Origin of the sequence: Pseudomonas sp. RHF3.3-3 (assembly GCF_048069595.1) — a bacterium.
GTDB classification, from domain to species: Bacteria; Pseudomonadota; Gammaproteobacteria; order Pseudomonadales; family Pseudomonadaceae; genus Aquipseudomonas; species Aquipseudomonas fuscovaginae_B.
Genome location: NZ_CP182250.1, coordinates 6,176,671 through 6,192,609, shown reverse-complemented (window position 1 = coordinate 6,192,609; position 15,939 = coordinate 6,176,671). Strand labels below are relative to the sequence as shown.

Annotated in this window: 14 protein-coding genes; 11 read left to right on the top strand and 3 right to left on the bottom strand. The window is 63.6% G+C overall.

Annotation, left to right across the window (positions count from 1 at the left end; translation table 11 throughout):
- Positions 1–170: 170 nt before the first annotated feature.
- The 5 genes from ACMGT0_RS27245 (at position 171) to ACMGT0_RS27225 (ending at position 5,267) form a co-directional block, all read left to right on the top strand.
- Entirely contained in the window at positions 171–1,166 is a 996-nt protein-coding gene (locus tag ACMGT0_RS27245) for a 2-dehydro-3-deoxygalactonokinase (protein WP_416770552.1), read from the top strand.
- 14 nt (positions 1,167–1,180) lie between these two features.
- Positions 1,181–1,801: a 2-dehydro-3-deoxy-6-phosphogalactonate aldolase gene (locus ACMGT0_RS27240; RefSeq protein ID WP_054060625.1), complete on the top strand. Its 621-nt coding sequence runs from the start codon at positions 1,181–1,183 to the stop codon at positions 1,799–1,801.
- A gap of 48 nt (positions 1,802–1,849) precedes the next feature.
- Complete coding sequence (gene dgoD / locus ACMGT0_RS27235) at positions 1,850–2,998, top strand: galactonate dehydratase (RefSeq protein WP_416770551.1); 1,149 nt, start codon at positions 1,850–1,852, stop codon at positions 2,996–2,998.
- 91 nt (positions 2,999–3,089) lie between these two features.
- Positions 3,090–4,400 carry an MFS transporter gene (locus tag ACMGT0_RS27230; RefSeq protein ID WP_054060627.1) on the top strand — a complete coding sequence of 437 codons (1,311 nt, stop codon included), beginning with the start codon at positions 3,090–3,092 and terminating at the stop codon, positions 4,398–4,400.
- 63 nt (positions 4,401–4,463) lie between these two features.
- Positions 4,464–5,267: an IclR family transcriptional regulator gene (locus tag ACMGT0_RS27225; protein WP_054060628.1), complete on the top strand. Its 804-nt coding sequence runs from the start codon at positions 4,464–4,466 to the stop codon at positions 5,265–5,267.
- A 3-nt stretch (positions 5,268–5,270) separates the two neighbouring features.
- Here the strand turns inward: ACMGT0_RS27225 and ACMGT0_RS27220 are convergent, their stop codons facing one another.
- The gene (locus ACMGT0_RS27220) at positions 5,271–6,008 is read right to left on the bottom strand and encodes a FadR/GntR family transcriptional regulator (protein WP_054060629.1); all 738 of its coding nucleotides are present in this window, start codon (positions 6,006–6,008) and stop codon (positions 5,271–5,273) included.
- Positions 6,009–6,117: 109 nt separating this feature from the next.
- Positions 6,118–7,854 carry an IlvD/Edd family dehydratase gene (locus ACMGT0_RS27215; RefSeq protein WP_054060630.1) on the bottom strand — a complete coding sequence of 579 codons (1,737 nt, stop codon included), beginning with the start codon at positions 7,852–7,854 and terminating at the stop codon, positions 6,118–6,120.
- 191 nt (positions 7,855–8,045) lie between these two features.
- On the opposite strand from ACMGT0_RS27215, the gene araD1 reads away from it, so the two are divergent.
- The 5 genes from araD1 (at position 8,046) to araH (ending at position 13,687) form a co-directional block, all read left to right on the top strand.
- Positions 8,046–9,038: an AraD1 family protein gene (araD1, locus tag ACMGT0_RS27210; RefSeq protein ID WP_054060631.1), complete on the top strand. Its 993-nt coding sequence runs from the start codon at positions 8,046–8,048 to the stop codon at positions 9,036–9,038.
- A gap of 110 nt (positions 9,039–9,148) precedes the next feature.
- A complete protein-coding gene (locus tag ACMGT0_RS27205; RefSeq protein WP_054060632.1) occupies positions 9,149–10,024 on the top strand; it encodes an SMP-30/gluconolactonase/LRE family protein in 876 nt (291 codons plus the stop codon).
- Between the two features lie 74 nt (positions 10,025–10,098).
- Positions 10,099–11,103 carry a substrate-binding domain-containing protein gene (locus ACMGT0_RS27200; protein WP_416770548.1) on the top strand — a complete coding sequence of 335 codons (1,005 nt, stop codon included), beginning with the start codon at positions 10,099–10,101 and terminating at the stop codon, positions 11,101–11,103.
- A gap of 61 nt (positions 11,104–11,164) precedes the next feature.
- Positions 11,165–12,709, top strand: coding sequence for an L-arabinose ABC transporter ATP-binding protein AraG (gene araG / locus ACMGT0_RS27195; protein ID WP_054060634.1), 1,545 nt, complete (start codon positions 11,165–11,167; stop codon positions 12,707–12,709).
- Positions 12,710–12,718: 9 nt separating this feature from the next.
- Entirely contained in the window at positions 12,719–13,687 is a 969-nt protein-coding gene (gene araH, locus ACMGT0_RS27190) for an L-arabinose ABC transporter permease AraH (RefSeq protein WP_054063361.1), read from the top strand.
- Between the two features lie 82 nt (positions 13,688–13,769).
- Here the strand turns inward: araH and ACMGT0_RS27185 are convergent, their stop codons facing one another.
- A complete protein-coding gene (locus ACMGT0_RS27185; RefSeq protein ID WP_416770545.1) occupies positions 13,770–14,918 on the bottom strand; it encodes an aldose epimerase family protein in 1,149 nt (382 codons plus the stop codon).
- Between the two features lie 204 nt (positions 14,919–15,122).
- Here ACMGT0_RS27185 and ACMGT0_RS27180 point away from each other — a divergent pair, with 204 nt between their 5' ends.
- Complete coding sequence (locus ACMGT0_RS27180) at positions 15,123–15,893, top strand: SDR family NAD(P)-dependent oxidoreductase (protein WP_273823985.1); 771 nt, start codon at positions 15,123–15,125, stop codon at positions 15,891–15,893.
- The last annotated feature ends 46 nt before the right edge of the window (positions 15,894–15,939 follow it).

The window sequence follows — 15,939 nt, the reverse complement described above, 5'->3', positions numbered from 1 at the left end:
TATCGGAGAAGGTCTGATATCAGCTCAAATCGATTGATCCAGGTTGTAGTTATTTTTTCCCAATATATGGGATGTAAATTTATATATTGAGATTATTGGCATCTCGGGTTTATAGTCGCCTCCATCAGCTCCACGCCCTCACTGTCCAAAAACAACTTTCAGGTGAAGCGATGCAGGCGCAATTGATCGCGCTCGATTGGGGGACGACCTCACTTCGGGCCTACAAACTCGCCGCGGGCGGCCAGGTGCTCGAACAGCGTTCGCTGTCGTCGGGTATCATGCAGTTGCCCAGTGTGCCGCGGATGATCGCCGGCCAACGGTGCGCCGATGGTTTTGAACTGGCTTTCGACGAGGCCTGTGGCGACTGGCTCGATGCCCAACCCGGGCTGGCGGTGATCGCCTGCGGCATGGTCGGCAGCGCCCAGGGCTGGTCCGAGGCTACCTATCGCGACACTCCGGCGAATGTCGCCAGCCTGGGCACCGCTCTCAACGCCGTGCGCAGCCTGCGTGGCGTCGATGTGCATATCGTGCCCGGCGTGATCGAGCGTTCCCGCCTGCCGAACGTGATGCGCGGCGAAGAGACACAGGTCCTCGGCGCGCTGCAAGGCCTGCCGGCGGACGCTGGCGGCCGTCTGCTGATCGGCTTGCCGGGCAGCCATTCGAAATGGGTCGAGGTGGCTGACGGCTGCATCGTCCATTTCGACACCTTCATGACCGGCGAGCTGTTCGCCGTACTCAGTGAACACAGCATCCTGGGGCGTACCCAGCAGCGCGGTGCGCCCTTCGACAGCGAGGCGTTCGATCGCGGCGTCCGGGTGGCGCTCTCCTGCGAGGGTGAAAACGGCCCTCTCTCGACCTTGTTCAGCGCACGCACGCTGGGGCTGACGGGCGAACTGAGCCCGGCCGGACAGACCGACTACCTGTCGGGCCTGTTGATTGGTCATGAGCTTGTCGCCCTTGCCAATGCCCAGCGCCGTCGACGCGACAGCGCCGACCTACCGTCGATCATGCTGATCGGCAATGCCCAACTTTGTGCCCGCTACAGCCGGGCGCTCGAGCGTTGCGGTTTTGCCCGGGCAAGCCTGGCCGAACACGCCACCGAGCGTGGTCTGTGGCACCTGGCCGAAGCCGCCGGGCTGCTGGGCCGGACGCCTGCGTTCAATTAGACAAGAGGTCTGACATGCTCAAGCAAGCACTGGCGAAAAACGGCCTGATCGCAATTCTTCGCGGTCTGCGTCCGCAAGAGGCGGCGGCCATCGGCGAGGTGTTGTACCAGGCCGGTTTCCGTGTCATCGAGGTGCCGCTCAACTCTCCCGAACCGTACGAAAGTATCCGCATTCTGCGCAGCCTGTTGCCCGCCGATTGCCTGATCGGTGCCGGCACGGTGCTGACCCCGGAACAGGTCGGGCAGGTGAAGGCCGCAGGGGGGCAGGTGATCGTCATGCCCCACAGTGATCCCCGGGTCCTGCGGGCGGCCAGGACGGCAGGGCTGTACCTGTCGCCAGGTGTCGCCACGCCGACCGAGGCCTTCGCCGCGCTGGCCGAAGGCGCCGATGTGCTGAAGATGTTCCCCGCCGAGCAGATGGGCCCGGCAGTGGTCAAGGCCTGGCTGGCGGTGCTGCCGGCGGGAACGTTGCTGATCCCGGTCGGCGGAATCACTCCGGACAACATGCCAGCGTTCGTCGAGGCGGGCGTCAGTGGTTTCGGCCTGGGCTCCGGGCTGTTCAAGCCGGGGCTGAGTGCCGACGAAACGGCGCTGCGGGCCAAGGCTTACGTGCAGGCCTGGAACGCATTGCGTTAAGACTTCCCGGCGCCGTGTGCGCTGCATCCCGACAAGAGAGACGACACGATGAAAATCACCAAGCTGACGACCTTTATCGTTCCGCCACGCTGGCTGTTCCTCAAGGTCGAAACCGATGAAGGCGTGACCGGTTGGGGCGAGCCGGTGGTCGAAGGCCGGGCCCATACGGTCGCGGCGGCGGTCGATGAGTTGTCGGATTACCTGGTCGGCAAGGACCCGCGCAATATCGAGGACATCTGGACCGTGCTCTATCGCGGCGGCTTCTATCGTGGCGGCGCCGTGCACATGAGCGCCCTGGCCGGGATCGACCAGGCGCTGTGGGACATCAAGGGCAAGGCCCTGGGGGTGTCGGTCAGCGATCTGCTGGGTGGTCAGGTGCGCGAGCGTATCCGCGTGTACTCGTGGATCGGCGGCGACCGTCCGGCCGACACCGCCCGGGCTGCCAGGGAAGCCGTCGGCCGGGGGTTCACCGCGGTGAAGATGAATGGCACCGAAGAGCTGCAATTCGTCGACAGTTTCGAAAAGGTCGACCTGGCCCTGGCCAACGTCGCCGCTGTGCGCGACGCGGTGGGGCCGAGCGTCGGCATCGGCGTGGACTTCCATGGCCGGGTGCACAAGCCCATGGCCAAGGTGTTGATGAAGGAACTCGACGCCTACAAGCTGATGTTCATCGAGGAGCCGGTGCTCAGCGAAAACTACGAGGCCCTGAAGGAGCTGGCACCGCTGACCAGCACGCCGATCGCGCTGGGGGAGCGTCTGTTTTCGCGCTGGGATTTCAAGCGGGTGCTCAGCGAAGGTTACGTCGACATCATCCAGCCGGATGCCTCCCATGCCGGCGGCATCACCGAAACCCGCAAGATCGCCAACATGGCCGAAGCCTATGACGTGGCGCTGGCGTTGCATTGTCCGTTGGGCCCGATTGCCCTGGCGGCCTGCCTGCAACTGGATGCGGCTTGCTACAACGCCTTCATCCAGGAGCAGAGCCTGGGCATCCATTACAACGAAAGCAATGACCTGCTGGATTACGTCAGGGACCCTCGGGTGTTCGACTATGACCAGGGGTTCGTGAAGATCCCGAATGGCCCGGGGCTGGGCATCGAGATCAACGAGGCCTACGTGACGGAACGCGCCGCCATCGGTCATCGCTGGCGCAACCCGATCTGGCGCCATGCCGACGGCAGTTTTGCCGAGTGGTGATGGCGGGCTGATCCATCAGGGAGGGGCCATGAGCGGACCCCGACATCGTTGTGAATGAACGCCCTCAATAACCATAAGAAGAGGCACACCCATGCAACCGGAAGTCCTGACCGGGCAGGCGTCGTTGCTGACGCCGAGCCGCAAGCGCTTTTTCATCATGGTCCTGCTGTTCATCACCGTGGTGATCAACTACCTGGACCGCAGCAACCTGTCGATCGCCGCCCCCGCGTTGACCAGTGAACTGGGGATCGACCCGATTCATGTCGGGCTGATTTTCTCGGCGTTCGGCTGGACCTACGCGGCGATGCAGATCCCCGGTGGCTGGCTGGTGGACCGGGTGCCACCACGCCTGCTCTACAGTCTGGCGCTGTTGTTGTGGTCGGCGGCCACGCTGCTGCTCGGTTTCGCTGCCAGCTTCATCGCGCTGTTCGTCCTGCGCATGGCCGTGGGGGCGCTGGAAGCTCCCGCCTATCCGATCAACAGCCGTGTGGTGACCACCTGGTTTCCCGAGCGCGAGCGCGCGACCGCCATCGGTTTCTACACCTCCGGGCAGTTCGTCGGGCTGGCCTTTCTGACGCCGCTGCTGGCCTGGCTGCAGCATCGATACGGTTGGCACATGGTGTTCATCAGCACTGGTGTGGTGGGCATTCTCTGGGCGTTCGTCTGGTACGCGGTGTATCGCGAGCCGCGGGAGTTCAAGGGGGTCAACCCGGCGGAAATCGACCTGATCCGCGAGGGCGGCGGGCTGGTGGATATCCAGGCCGAGACCGCCCGGCGCAAGGCGCCGTTCAGCTGGACCGACCTGGGTATCGTGTTGAGCCAGCGCAAGTTGTGGGGCATCTACCTCGGGCAGTTCTGCCTCAATTCGACGTTGTGGTTTTTCCTGACCTGGTTTCCGACCTATCTGGTGAAATACCGCGGCATGGATTTCATCAAGTCCGGCCTGCTGGCCTCGGTGCCGTTTCTCGCGGCTTTCGTCGGCGTGCTGTGCTCGGGGCTGTTCTCCGACTGGCTGATCCGCCGTGGCGCGACGCTCGGTCTGGCCCGCAAGTTGCCGATCATCGGCGGCCTGCTGATTTCCACCGTGATCATCGGGGCCAACTTCGTCGAATCGACACCCTGGGTGATCGCCTGCCTGGCGCTGGCGTTTTTCGGCAACGGGATGGCCTCGATCAGTTGGTCGCTGGTCTCGACCCTGGCGCCGGCGCGCCTGTTGGGGCTGACGGGCGGAGTATTCAACTGCATCGGCAACCTGGCGGCGATCGCCACGCCGATCGTGATCGGCTTTCTCGTCAGCGGCGACTCCTTCGCCCCCGGGATCACCTACATCGCCGCGCTGGCATTGATCGGCGCGCTGTCCTATGTGGTGCTGGTGGGCAAGGTGGCGCGGATCGAACTCTAGGCAAGGGCAAGAGCGGGCGACCATAATGCCGCCCGTTCTCTCGCTCATTGTTGAAGGCCGGATATGCAGGAAGACGCCGCGAAAAACGCCAAGGACGCCGCACCGACGGGGACCCAGACGCTGCTGCGCGGTCTTGCGGTGGTCCAGGCCGTGGCCAGTGGGGCCCGCGATCTCAAGGAGATTGCCCGGCTGATCGGCACCACCCGCAGCACCACCCATCGCCTGGCCAGTTGCCTGGTGGAGGAGCGCTATCTGCGGGTCGTGCCGCAAATCGGTTACCTGCTCGGCCCCAGGCTGATCGAGCTGGGGTTCCAGGCGCGCGAGGCCGTACCGCTGGTGACCCTGGCCGGGCCGTACCTGGATGAGTTGTCGGCGCTGACCGGCGATACCATCCACCTGGCGATCCGTGAAGACGATGACGTGCTGTACCTGCACAAGAATCCCGGCCGTAATGGCCCGGAAATGCGTTCGCGGGTCGGGCACCGCATGCCGTTGGCGCGCACCGGGATCGGCAAGGCGTTGCTGCTCGATGACTCGCCAGAAGAGTGGCAGCGCCTGTATCGGATCAGTTTGCCGGTGGGCGGCAGGACCCCGTCATGGCCGTTGCAGCCGGTCTCATCCTGGGAGCAGTTCGAGCAGCGCATGCTGGAATACGTGGCGGGGGGCTACGCCTTCGATCTGGAGGACAACGAGCCGTCGATCCGCTGTGTCGCGGCGCCGATACGCGATGCCAGCCAGCAGATCGTCGCCGGGATCAGCATCGCCAGTACCGTGCCCTATATGCCGTTGGAGAAAATGGCCGAGCTGGTGCCGTTGATCAAACAGGTCGCCGCCCGGCTCTCCGCGGAGTTGGGGGCGAGGGCCTGAGTGCTATAGCGGGGTGAGGATGTTCATCACGGTATCCAGGGCGACCCGGGTATCGTCGAGCTGCACCAGCGAGGCATGTCGCGCACCGAGGGCGTCGCGATTCTGGATGGCGGTGAGGATCGCCTTGTGCCGGGGTAGGCTGAGCCCTTGAATATCGGGGCGGCGGTTGGTGATGCTGATGGATTCGCGCAGGGGCAACGACAACATGTTGCACATGTAGGCGAGCAGATCGTTGCGGGTGGCGTCGGCGATCGCCCGGTGGAAATCCAGGTCCGCCTGCAGCAGCTGCTCGTGGGTCTGCGCCTTCTCCATGGCCAGGTAGGCTTTTTCGATCACCGCGATGTCTTCGTCGGTGGCCGTGGTGGCGGCCATCGCGGCGATTTCCGGTTCCAGGATCCGGCGCACGCCGGCCAGGGTGTTGAAAAACTCGCTGTGGGGCGTCGACTGCATCAGCCAGGTCAGCACGTCGGGATCGAGCAGGTGCCACTTCGGGCGCGGGCGCACCACTGCACCGACCCGCGGCTTGGAGTACACCAGGCCCTTGGCGCTGAGCACCCGGGTGGCTTCGCGCAGCACCGAGCGACTGACCTGGTACTCCTCGCACAGCGTCGACTCCATGGGCAGGCGCTCTTCCGGCTTGAAGCGTCCGGAGACAATCTGCATGCCCAGTTCCTGAACGATCCGGTTATGCATGCTCTTGCGCGGAGTGTTCTTGCGTGGCTTGGAGGGCTGCTGATCCATGGACGGGACGGTGCTCTGGTGAAAAGGGTTGCATCATAACATCGCTCCCGGCTTCATCAGGTGCTCTCGCGTGCCTGAGCCGCCGGGTGACGACGCCATGGCCTGCCGGTCAGTGGGAATGCCGCGGGATCTCGGCGCCACGGCAACCTACCAGGAAGTCGAAGTCGCAGCCCTGGTCGGCTTGCAGCACATGGTCGATGTACAACTGGCGATAGCCGCCCGCGATCGGTGGCTTCGGTGCCTGCAGGTCGGCCATGCGCGCCGCCAGTTCGGCGTCTGGAATGTCCAGGTGCAGGCGGCCATTGGCACAGTCGAGTTCGATCCAGTCGCCCTCCTGCACACAGGCCAGCGGGCCGCCGGCCGCCGCTTCCGGCGCGACGTGCAGCACCACCGTGCCGTAGGCCGTGCCACTCATGCGTGCGTCGGAGATGCGCACCATGTCGGTGACACCCTGGGCCAGCAGCTTGGCCGGCAGCCCCATGTTGCCCACTTCCGCCATGCCGGGATAACCCTTGGGCCCACAGTTTTTCATCACCAGCACCGAGCTGGCGTCGACCTCCAGTTCCGGGTCGTTGATCCGTGCCTTGTACTGGTCGAAGTTCTCGAACACCACCGCCCGACCGCGATGCTGCATCAGTTCGGGGGTCGCGGCCGAGGGCTTGAGCACGGCCCCCAGAGGAGCCAGGTTGCCACGCAGGACGCAGATGCCGCCGTCCGCCCGCAACGGGTTGGAGAGCGGCCGAATCACTTCGTCCTTACCGTAGATCGGTGCGTCCCGGGTGTTCTCGCCGATCGACCTGCCATTCACGGTGAGGGCGTCGGGGTGGGGAATCAGGTTGGCTTCGCCGAGGCGGCGCAATACCGCCGGCAGGCCACCGGCATAGTAGAACTCTTCCATCAGGAAGCGCCCGGACGGTTGCAGGTCGACGATGGTCGGCATGCCGCGGCCGATGCGGGTCCAGTCGTCCAGATCGAGTTCGACGCCGATGCGCCCGGCGATCGCCTTCAGGTGAATCACCGCATTGGTCGAGCCGCCGATGGCGGCGTTGACGCGGATGGCGTTTTCGAAAGCCTGCCGGGTGAGGATCTTCGACAGTTTCAAGCCTTCCCGGACCATCTCCACCGCCCGCATGCCGGACATGTGCGCCAGCACGTAGCGCCGCGCGTCGACCGCCGGAATCGCCGCGTTGTGGGGCAGGGATGTGCCCAGTGCCTCGGCCATGCAGGCCATCGTCGAGGCGGTGCCCATGGTGTTGCAGGTGCCGGCCGAACGCGACATGCCGCCCTCGGCCGCGAGGAAGTCGTCGAGGCTGATGGTGCCCGCCTTGACCTGTTCGCTGAGCTGCCAGACCACCGTGCCCGAGCCGATGTCCTGGCCCTTGTGCTTGCCGTTGAGCATCGGCCCGCCAGTGACGACGATGGCCGGCACGTCGCAACTGGCGGCGCCCATCAGCAGCGCCGGGGTGGTCTTGTCGCAACCGGTGAGCAGCACCACGCCGTCGATCGGGTTGCCGCGAATGGCTTCCTCGACGTCCATGCTGGCCAGGTTGCGGGTGAGCATGGCGGTCGGACGCAGGTTCGATTCACCGTTGGAGAACACCGGGAACTCCACGGGAAAACCGCCGGCCTCGATCACCCCGCGTTTGACATGCTCGGCGATCTGGCGGAAGTGCGCGTTGCACGGGGTCAGCTCCGACCAGGTGTTGCAGATGCCGATGATGGGCTTGCCATGGAACTGATGGTCGGCGATGCCCTGGTTCTTCATCCAGCTGCGGTACATGAAGCCGTTCTTGTCGGCGGTACCGAACCAGTGGGCGGAACGCAGGTCGAGTTTTTTATCAGACATGGTCAGCTCTCTTATCGTAAGACTATATTGTGCTTCCTGCGGGCTAAAATAAGCTCAAAATCTCATGTTTGGAAGTGTTGTTGAGTAAATAGTAATACTATATAGTCGGTTTCAACTGAGGTAGGGCGTTGCGCTCTGGCGCCGTTGCCCGCGTTACCACTCGTGCTTGGCAGGCAATCAGGAGAAGCTTCATGCGTTTGGTCCAGTTCGAATTGAGCAACGGCGAGCGTCGGGTGGGAGTGGTCGAGGAGGGCCAGGTACGCGAGGTGCGTCTGGCGCGCACGGTGCGCGAGCTGGCACTGGCCGCCATCGAGGCGGGCGTCGATCTGCGGTGTCAGGTGGAGAGCCTCGGCCTGGGTGCCGGCCACGACTACGCCACGTTGCTGGCCGAGCTGAGAGTGCTGCCGCCGCTGGATCACCCGGACCCGGCCCACATGCTGGTCAGCGGCACCGGCCTGACCCATCTGGGCAGTGCGGCGGCGCGGGACAAGATGCACCAGCAGGCCGGTGACGACAGCGCGATGACCGACAGCCTGCGGATCTTCAAATGGGGTGTGGAGGGCGGCAAACCCGCCTCCGGTCAGGCCGGCGTGCAACCGGAATGGTTCTACAAGGGCGACGGCAGCATCGTCGTGCGCCCGGGCCAGCCCTTTGCGTTGCCACCCTTTGCCGAAGACGCCGGCGAAGAGCCGGAAATCGGCGGCCTGTATGTCATCGGCCACGATGGCAAGCCTTATCGCCTGGGCTTCGCCGTGGGCAACGAATTCTCCGATCATGTGATGGAGCGCAAGAACTACCTGTACCTGGCCCACTCCAAGTTGCGCAATTGCAGCTATGGTCCAGAGTTGCGGGTGGGCGAACTGCCCCGGCACCTGGTGGGCAGCAGCCGCATTTTGCGCAATGGCGAGGTCGTGTGGCAGAGCGAGTTCCTCAGTGGCGAAGCCAACATGTGCCACAGCCTGGAGAATCTCGAGTACCACCACTTCAAGTACAGCCAGTTCCTGCGTCCGGGTGACGTGCACATTCACTTCTTCGGCACCGCGACCCTGTCGTTCGCCGACGGTGTACGTACGCAGCCGGGCGATGTGTTCGAGATCAGTCAGGCGGAGTTCGGTGCGCCGTTGATCAATGGTGTGGGCGTCGTCGACGCGGTGCTGGTGCCCGGAGCCATAGGGATGCTTTAGGGAAAGCGACACAAGCCCGGCTCCTACAGGGATCGTGTTGCGCCAATGCCCTTGTGCCAGGGCCCACAACCTCATCGGCGTCTGAAAACAAAAGCAAGCCAGGAGGCCTCATGTCGTGGACCGCTGTGACTGAACACCGTGCGCAACTGGGCGAAGGCCCGTTCTGGGACGCGCCCGGTCAGGCCCTGTATTGGGTCGATATCGCCGGCCGGCAGGCGCTGCGCCTGAGCGGCGCCGGCCTGCAGGCCTGGCAGTTGCCGGAGCCGGTGTCGGCCTTTATTCCCTGTGAGAGCGGCGATGCTCTGGTGACCCTGAGCAGTGGCGTGTATCGATTGGATCTCGCCAGTGCGCCACAGGCGCCGCGCCTGACGCTGCTGTGTATCGCCGATCCGCAACCGGGCAACCGCGCCAACGAGGCCCGCTGCGATGCCCAGGGTCGACTCTGGCTGGGCACCATGCAGAACAATATCGGCGAGCGGGGCGAGGATCTTCCCGTACGGCATCGCCGCGGTGGTCTGTTCCGGATCGATGCCGATGCACGTGCGACGCCTCTTTTACGCGGCCTGGGGATCCCCAATACCTTGCTGTGGAGCGAGGACGGCACCCAGCTGTATTTTGGCGACAGCCTGGACGGCACGTTGTATCAGTATCCGATTGCCGGCGACGGCCAGCTCGGGCCGGCGCAGGAGTGGTTCGGCCCACATCCGCGTGGCGTGCCCGACGGTTCGGCGATGGACGCCGAAGGCTATTGCTGGAACGCCCGTTGGGACGGAGGCTGCCTGCTCAGGCTGGCCCCCGATGGCGAAGTCGACCGGCTGATCGAATTGCCCGTCAGCCGGCCCACCAGCTGCGTATTCGGTGGCCCGGACCTGCGCACCTTGTACATCACCAGCGCCGCCAGCCCGTTCGAGCACCCCCTGGATGGTGCGGTGCTGGCCATCGAGCTGGACATCCCGGGGACACGCTGTCATCGATTCGCTGGATAGCTTTACCCGCATCAGGTTGCACCGCTTCACAACTCGTTCTCATGAAAGACACAACAAAAACAAGGAGTCACCTCATGAATCGTCATCGCGGTATCCGTTCCCTGTGCTGTGCCGCCCTGGCGGTATCGGCGTTCGGCCTGGGCAGTCTGTTGCAGGCTGCCGAACCGGTGAAGATCGGCTTTCTGGTCAAGCAGGCGGAGGAGCCCTGGTTCCAGACCGAATGGGCTTTCGCCGAAAAGGCCAGCAAGGACAAGGGCTTTACCCTGATCAAGATCGCCGTGCCGGACGGCGAGAAAACCCTCTCGGCCATCGACAGCCTCGCCGCCAACGGCGCCAAGGGCTTCGTGATCTGCCCGCCGGATGTGTCCCTGGGCCCGGCGATCATGGCGAAGGCCAAGGCCAACGACCTGAAAGTGATCGCCGTGGATGACCGCTTCGTCGACGCCAGCGGCAAGTTCATGGAAGACGTCCCCTACCTGGGCATGGCCGCGTACGAAGTGGGCCAGAAACAGGGCGCCGCGATGGCCGCCGAAGCGAAGAAGCGCGGTTGGGACTGGAAGGACACCTACGCGGTGATCAATACCTACAACGAGCTCGACACCGGCAAGAAGCGCACCGACGGTTCGGTCAAATCCCTGGAGGCCGCCGGCCTGCCGAAAGACCACATCCTGTTTACGCCGCTCAAGACCCTCGACGTGCCGGGCAGCATGGATTCCACCAGCTCGGCACTGGTGAAACTGCCGGCTTCGGCGAAAAACCTGATCATCGGAGGCATGAACGACAACACCGTGCTGGGTGGCGTGCGTGCCACCGAGAGCGCGGGTTTTGCCGCCGCCAATGTCATTGGTGTCGGGATCAATGGCACCGACGCCATCGGCGAACTGAAGAAACCCAGCAGCGGCTTTTTCGGCTCGATGCTGCCCAGCCCGCACCTGGAGGGCTACAACACCGCGAGCATGATGTTCGAATGGGTCACCACCGGCAAGGAACCACCGAAGTACACCGCGATGGATGAGGTGACGCTGATCACACGCGACAACTTCAAGCAGGAACTGGAAAAGATCGGCCTGTGGAAGTGACGGTCGGTTTTGCTCGGCGGCCTTGGCGACGGGGCCGCCTGGTCGGGGTGACGAGGTGGTTATGCATGCGCAATTGAACAGACAGCAGCACAGTGTTGGCGCCAGTTTGTGTTTCAACGGGATCGGCAAGACCTTCCCCGGGGTCAAGGCGCTGGACGGTATCAGTTTCACTGCCCACCCGGGGCAGGTCCATGCCCTGATGGGGGAGAACGGCGCCGGCAAGTCGACCTTGCTCAAGGTTCTCGGCGGTGCCTACAGCCCCAGCAGCGGCCATCTGCAGATCGGCGGGCAGACGATGGCCTTCAAGTGCGCCGCCGACAGCATCGCCTGCGGCGTGGCTGTCATCCACCAGGAGTTGCACCTGGTGCCGGAAATGACCGTGGCGGAGAACCTGTTCCTCGGGCATTTGCCGAGCCGTTTCGGGGTGATCAACCGCAGCGCATTGCGCCAGCATGCGCTGGACTGTCTCAAGGGCCTGGCCGACGAGATCGACCCGCAGCAGAAGGTGGGCCGCCTGTCCCTGGGCCAGCGGCAGTTGGTGGAGATCGCCAAGGCCCTGTCCCGTGGCGCCCATGTGATTGCCTTCGACGAACCCACCAGCAGCCTGTCGGCCCGGGAGATCGAACGCCTGATGGCGATCATCGGACGCCTGCGGGACGAGGGCAAGGTGGTGCTCTACGTGTCCCATCGCATGGAGGAAGTGTTCCGTATCTGCGATGCGGTGACCGTATTCAAGGACGGGCGCTACGTGCGTACCTTCGAGGACATGAGCACGCTGACCCACGATCAGCTGGTCACCTGCATGGTCGGTCGCGACATTCAGGACATCTACGATTACCGCCCTCGTCCACGCGGCGCGGTGGCGCTCAAGGTCGATGGCCTGCTGGGGCCGGGGTTGCGCGAGCCGGTGAGTTTCGAGGCGCACAAGGGCGAGATTCTTGGCCTGTTCGGCCTGGTCGGGGCGGGCCGTACCGAGCTGCTGCGCCTGCTGGGTGGCCTTGAGCGGATGACCGCCGGCAGCCTGCAACTGTGCGATGAGGCTCTGCAGTTGCGCTCGCCGCGCGACGCCATTGCCGCCGGTGTCCTGCTGTGCCCCGAGGACCGCAAGAAGGAGGGCATCATGCCGCTCTCCAGTGTTGCCGAGAACATCAACATCAGCGCCCGCCGCGCCCATTCCACCTTTGGCTGGCTGTTGCGTGACGGTTGGGAGAAGGGCAACGCCGACAAGCAGATCAAGGCGCTGAAAGTGAAAACGCCCAATCCGGCGCAGAAAATCCTGTATCTGTCCGGGGGCAATCAGCAGAAGGCCATTCTGGGTCGCTGGCTGTCGATGCCGATGAAAGTCCTGCTGCTCGACGAGCCGACGCGCGGCATCGATGTCGGCGCGAAGGCCGAGATCTACCAGATCATCCATGACCTGGCGGCCAGCGGGATTGCGGTCATCGTCGTGTCCAGCGACCTGATGGAAGTGATGGGCATTTCCGACCGCATCCTGGTGCTGTGCGAAGGCGCGATGCGGGGCGAAAAGAGCCGTGAACAGGCCAATGAATCCAACCTGCTGCAACTGGCCTTGCCGCGCCAACGCGCCGATGGCCTGGAGAACTGAGAGGTGACCATGACAAGCCAAAACAATACGTTGCCAGTCGCGCGCAAACCCCTGGACCTGCGCAGCCTGCTGGACAACTGGGCGATGCTGCTGGCCGCGCTGGGGATCTTCGTCCTCTGCACCCTGCTGATCGACAACTTCCTGTCGCCGCTGAACATGCGGGGCCTGGGCCTGGCGATCTCCACCACCGGCATCGCCGCCTGCACCATGTTGTATTGCCTGGCGTCCGGGCATTTCGACCTGTCGGTGGGCTCGGTGATCGCCTGTGCCGGGGTGGTGGCCGCCGTGGTGATGCGGGACACCGACAGCGTGTTTCTCGGTATCGCCGCAGCGCTGCTGATGGGGCTGCTGGTCGGGCTGATCAATGGGATCGTGATTGCCAAGCTGCGGGTCAACGCCCTGATCACCACGCTGGCGACCATGCAGATCGTGCGGGGCCTGGCCTATATCTTTGCCAACGGCAAGGCGGTGGGCGTGTCCCAGGACTCGTTTTTCGTCTACGGCAATGGCCAGTTGTTCGGTGTGCCGGTGCCGATCCTGATCACCATCGCCTGCTTCCTGTTCTTTGGCTGGTTGCTCAACTACACCACCTACGGGCGCAATACCATGGCCATTGGCGGTAACCAGGAGGCGGCGTTGCTGGCCGGGGTCAATGTCGATCGGACCAAGATCGTCATCTTTGCCGTGCACGGAGTCGTGGGTGCCCTGGCCGGGGTGATCCTGGCATCGCGCATGACCTCGGGCCAGCCGATGATCGGCCAGGGCTTCGAGCTGACGGTGATTTCCGCCTGCGTGCTGGGCGGGGTGTCGTTGAGCGGTGGGGTGGGCATGATTCGGCACGTGATTGCCGGGGTGCTGATTCTGGCGATCATCGAGAACGCGATGAACCTGAAGAACATCGACACGTTCTACCAGTACGTGATTCGCGGTTCCATCCTGCTGCTGGCGGTGGTGATCGATCGCCTGAAGCAGCGCTGATCCTTCGGCGCAAGCTATCGCCGTACCTCCAACCTGCTGGAGCTGCAGAGCCTCGACAAGGCCCGGCAGCTCCAGCAGGTTTTCAGTTGGCCGAGAACTTGAGGATGGTGTTCTGGGTATAGGTCTGGCCCGGATCCAGCCGCGTGGTCGGGAAGCCCGGCTGGTTCGGCGAGTCGGGGTAGTGCTGGGTTTCCAGGGTGAACGCCCCCCAATGGGCATAGACCTTGCCTGCCTTGCCCTTGACCGAGCCGTCGAGGAAGTTGCTGGTGTAGAACTGTACCCCGGGCTCGCTGGTGTAGAGCTGCAGGCGGCGACCGGACTGCGGGTCGTGCACCTCGGCGGCCAGTCGGCTGACGTCGCCCTTGGCATCCAGGACCCAGTTGAAGTCGAAGCCACCCTGCTTCGGCTCGGCGAACTTGAGCTGCGGATGATCATCCCTGATGTGCTGGCCAATGGCGGTCGGCTGACGAAAATCCATCGGCGTACCGGCCACCGGAGCCAGTTCACCGGTGGGAATCAGGCTGCTGGTGACGGGGGTGTAATGGCTGGCGTACAAGGTGGCGAGTTGCTTGAGCACATCACCGTTGCCGGCCCCGGCGAGATTGAAGTAGCTGTGGTTGGTGAGGTTCAATACCGTTGGTTGGTCCGTGGTTGCCTTGTAGTCGATGCGCAGCTCGTTATGGTCGTTGAGGCTGTAAGTGACCTCGACATTCAGGTTGCCGGGAAAGCCCATTTCCCCCGCCTTCGACAGGTAGCTCAACTTCACCCCGACCGAGTCCTTGCCGCTGACCGGCTGGGCTTTCCAGACCCGCTTGTCAAAACCCTGCGGGCCGCCGTGCAGGGAATTGGGGCCATCGTTGAGCGGCACCTGATAACGCTTGCCGTCCAGCTCGAACGCACCGTTGGCCAGGCGATTGCCGTAGCGGCCGATGGTGGCGCCGAAGAACGCGGTACCGCTCTGGTAGCCCTGGACATCGTCGAAGCCCAGTACCACGTCGTCGACCTTGCCGTTCCTGTCCGGCACCTTCAATGACTGCAGGATGCCGCCGTAGGTGATGACCGTGGCCTGCAGGCCATGGCTGTTGCGCAACACATACTGCTCGATCGCGGCTCCATCATGGGTCTTGCCAAAGGCCTTGTGTTCGCTGGACAGGCCACTGGCCTGGAGGCCCTGGCTGGCAATCATCAGGGACAGTCCAAGGCCGCAAAGCGGGTGTCGGGAGTGCAACATGGTCGAACCTCCATTTATTGTTTTAAGTTGAATAGTTCTACTAATTTGCGATATTTTGTCGTTAAAGCAGTAGATTTATAGCCTTATCTGTCGATTTTTCAATATAAAATAAGACTAATTGGATTGGCAGGTGAAAGTGGGGACTCCAGCACACCCGGGGTCCAGCGGCCTGCATTCAAGTGCCTACCGTGGAGTAACCGTCATATGAGTCATGAAGCAGGCGCCGTGTACACGGATCTGAAAGGCAAGACCGTGCTGATTTCCGGTGGGGCTTCCGGGATCGGCGAGGCCATGGTCTGCGCTTTTGCGCGGCAGGGGGCCAAGGTCGCCTTCGTGGATATGGCCAAGACCCAGGGGGAGCGGCTGGTGGCCCGACTGTCGGCCGAAGGTCACAGGGTCGAGTTCGCTCACTGCGATATCACCGACGAGATCGCCTATAAGGTGGCGATCGAAGGCTTTGCGCAAACCCTGGGGCCGGTGACTGTCCTGGTGAACAATGCCGCCAACGATGTCCGTCACACCCTGGATGAAGTGGACTCGGAGACTTTCGAGAAGCTGATCTCGGTCAACTTGAAGCATGCCTTTTTCGCCAGCCGGGCGGTGGTGCCGATGATGAAGGCCGCCGGGGAGGGCGCGATCATCAATCTGGGCTCCATCGGCTGGATGATGGCCTCCAGCGGGTACCCGGTTTACGCCGCCAGCAAGGCGGCGACCCATGGCATGACCCGGGCCCTGGCACGGGAGCTGGGGCCGTGGCGTATCAGGGTCAACACCCTGGTGCCAGGCTGGGTGATGACTGAAAAGCAGCTGGCGCTGTGGGTGGACGATGCCGCCAGGGAACTGATCAGCCGCAGCCAGTGCCTGCCCGGGAGCGTCGAGCCTGTCCATATCGCGAACATGGCGCTGTTCCTCGCTTCCGAGGTGTCGTCCATGTGCTCGGCGCAGAACTTTATTGTCGATGGTGGTTGGGTGTAGGGCTGGTCCCGTTGAAGGCAACGATTGTGGCCTGTGTCACCCTGGA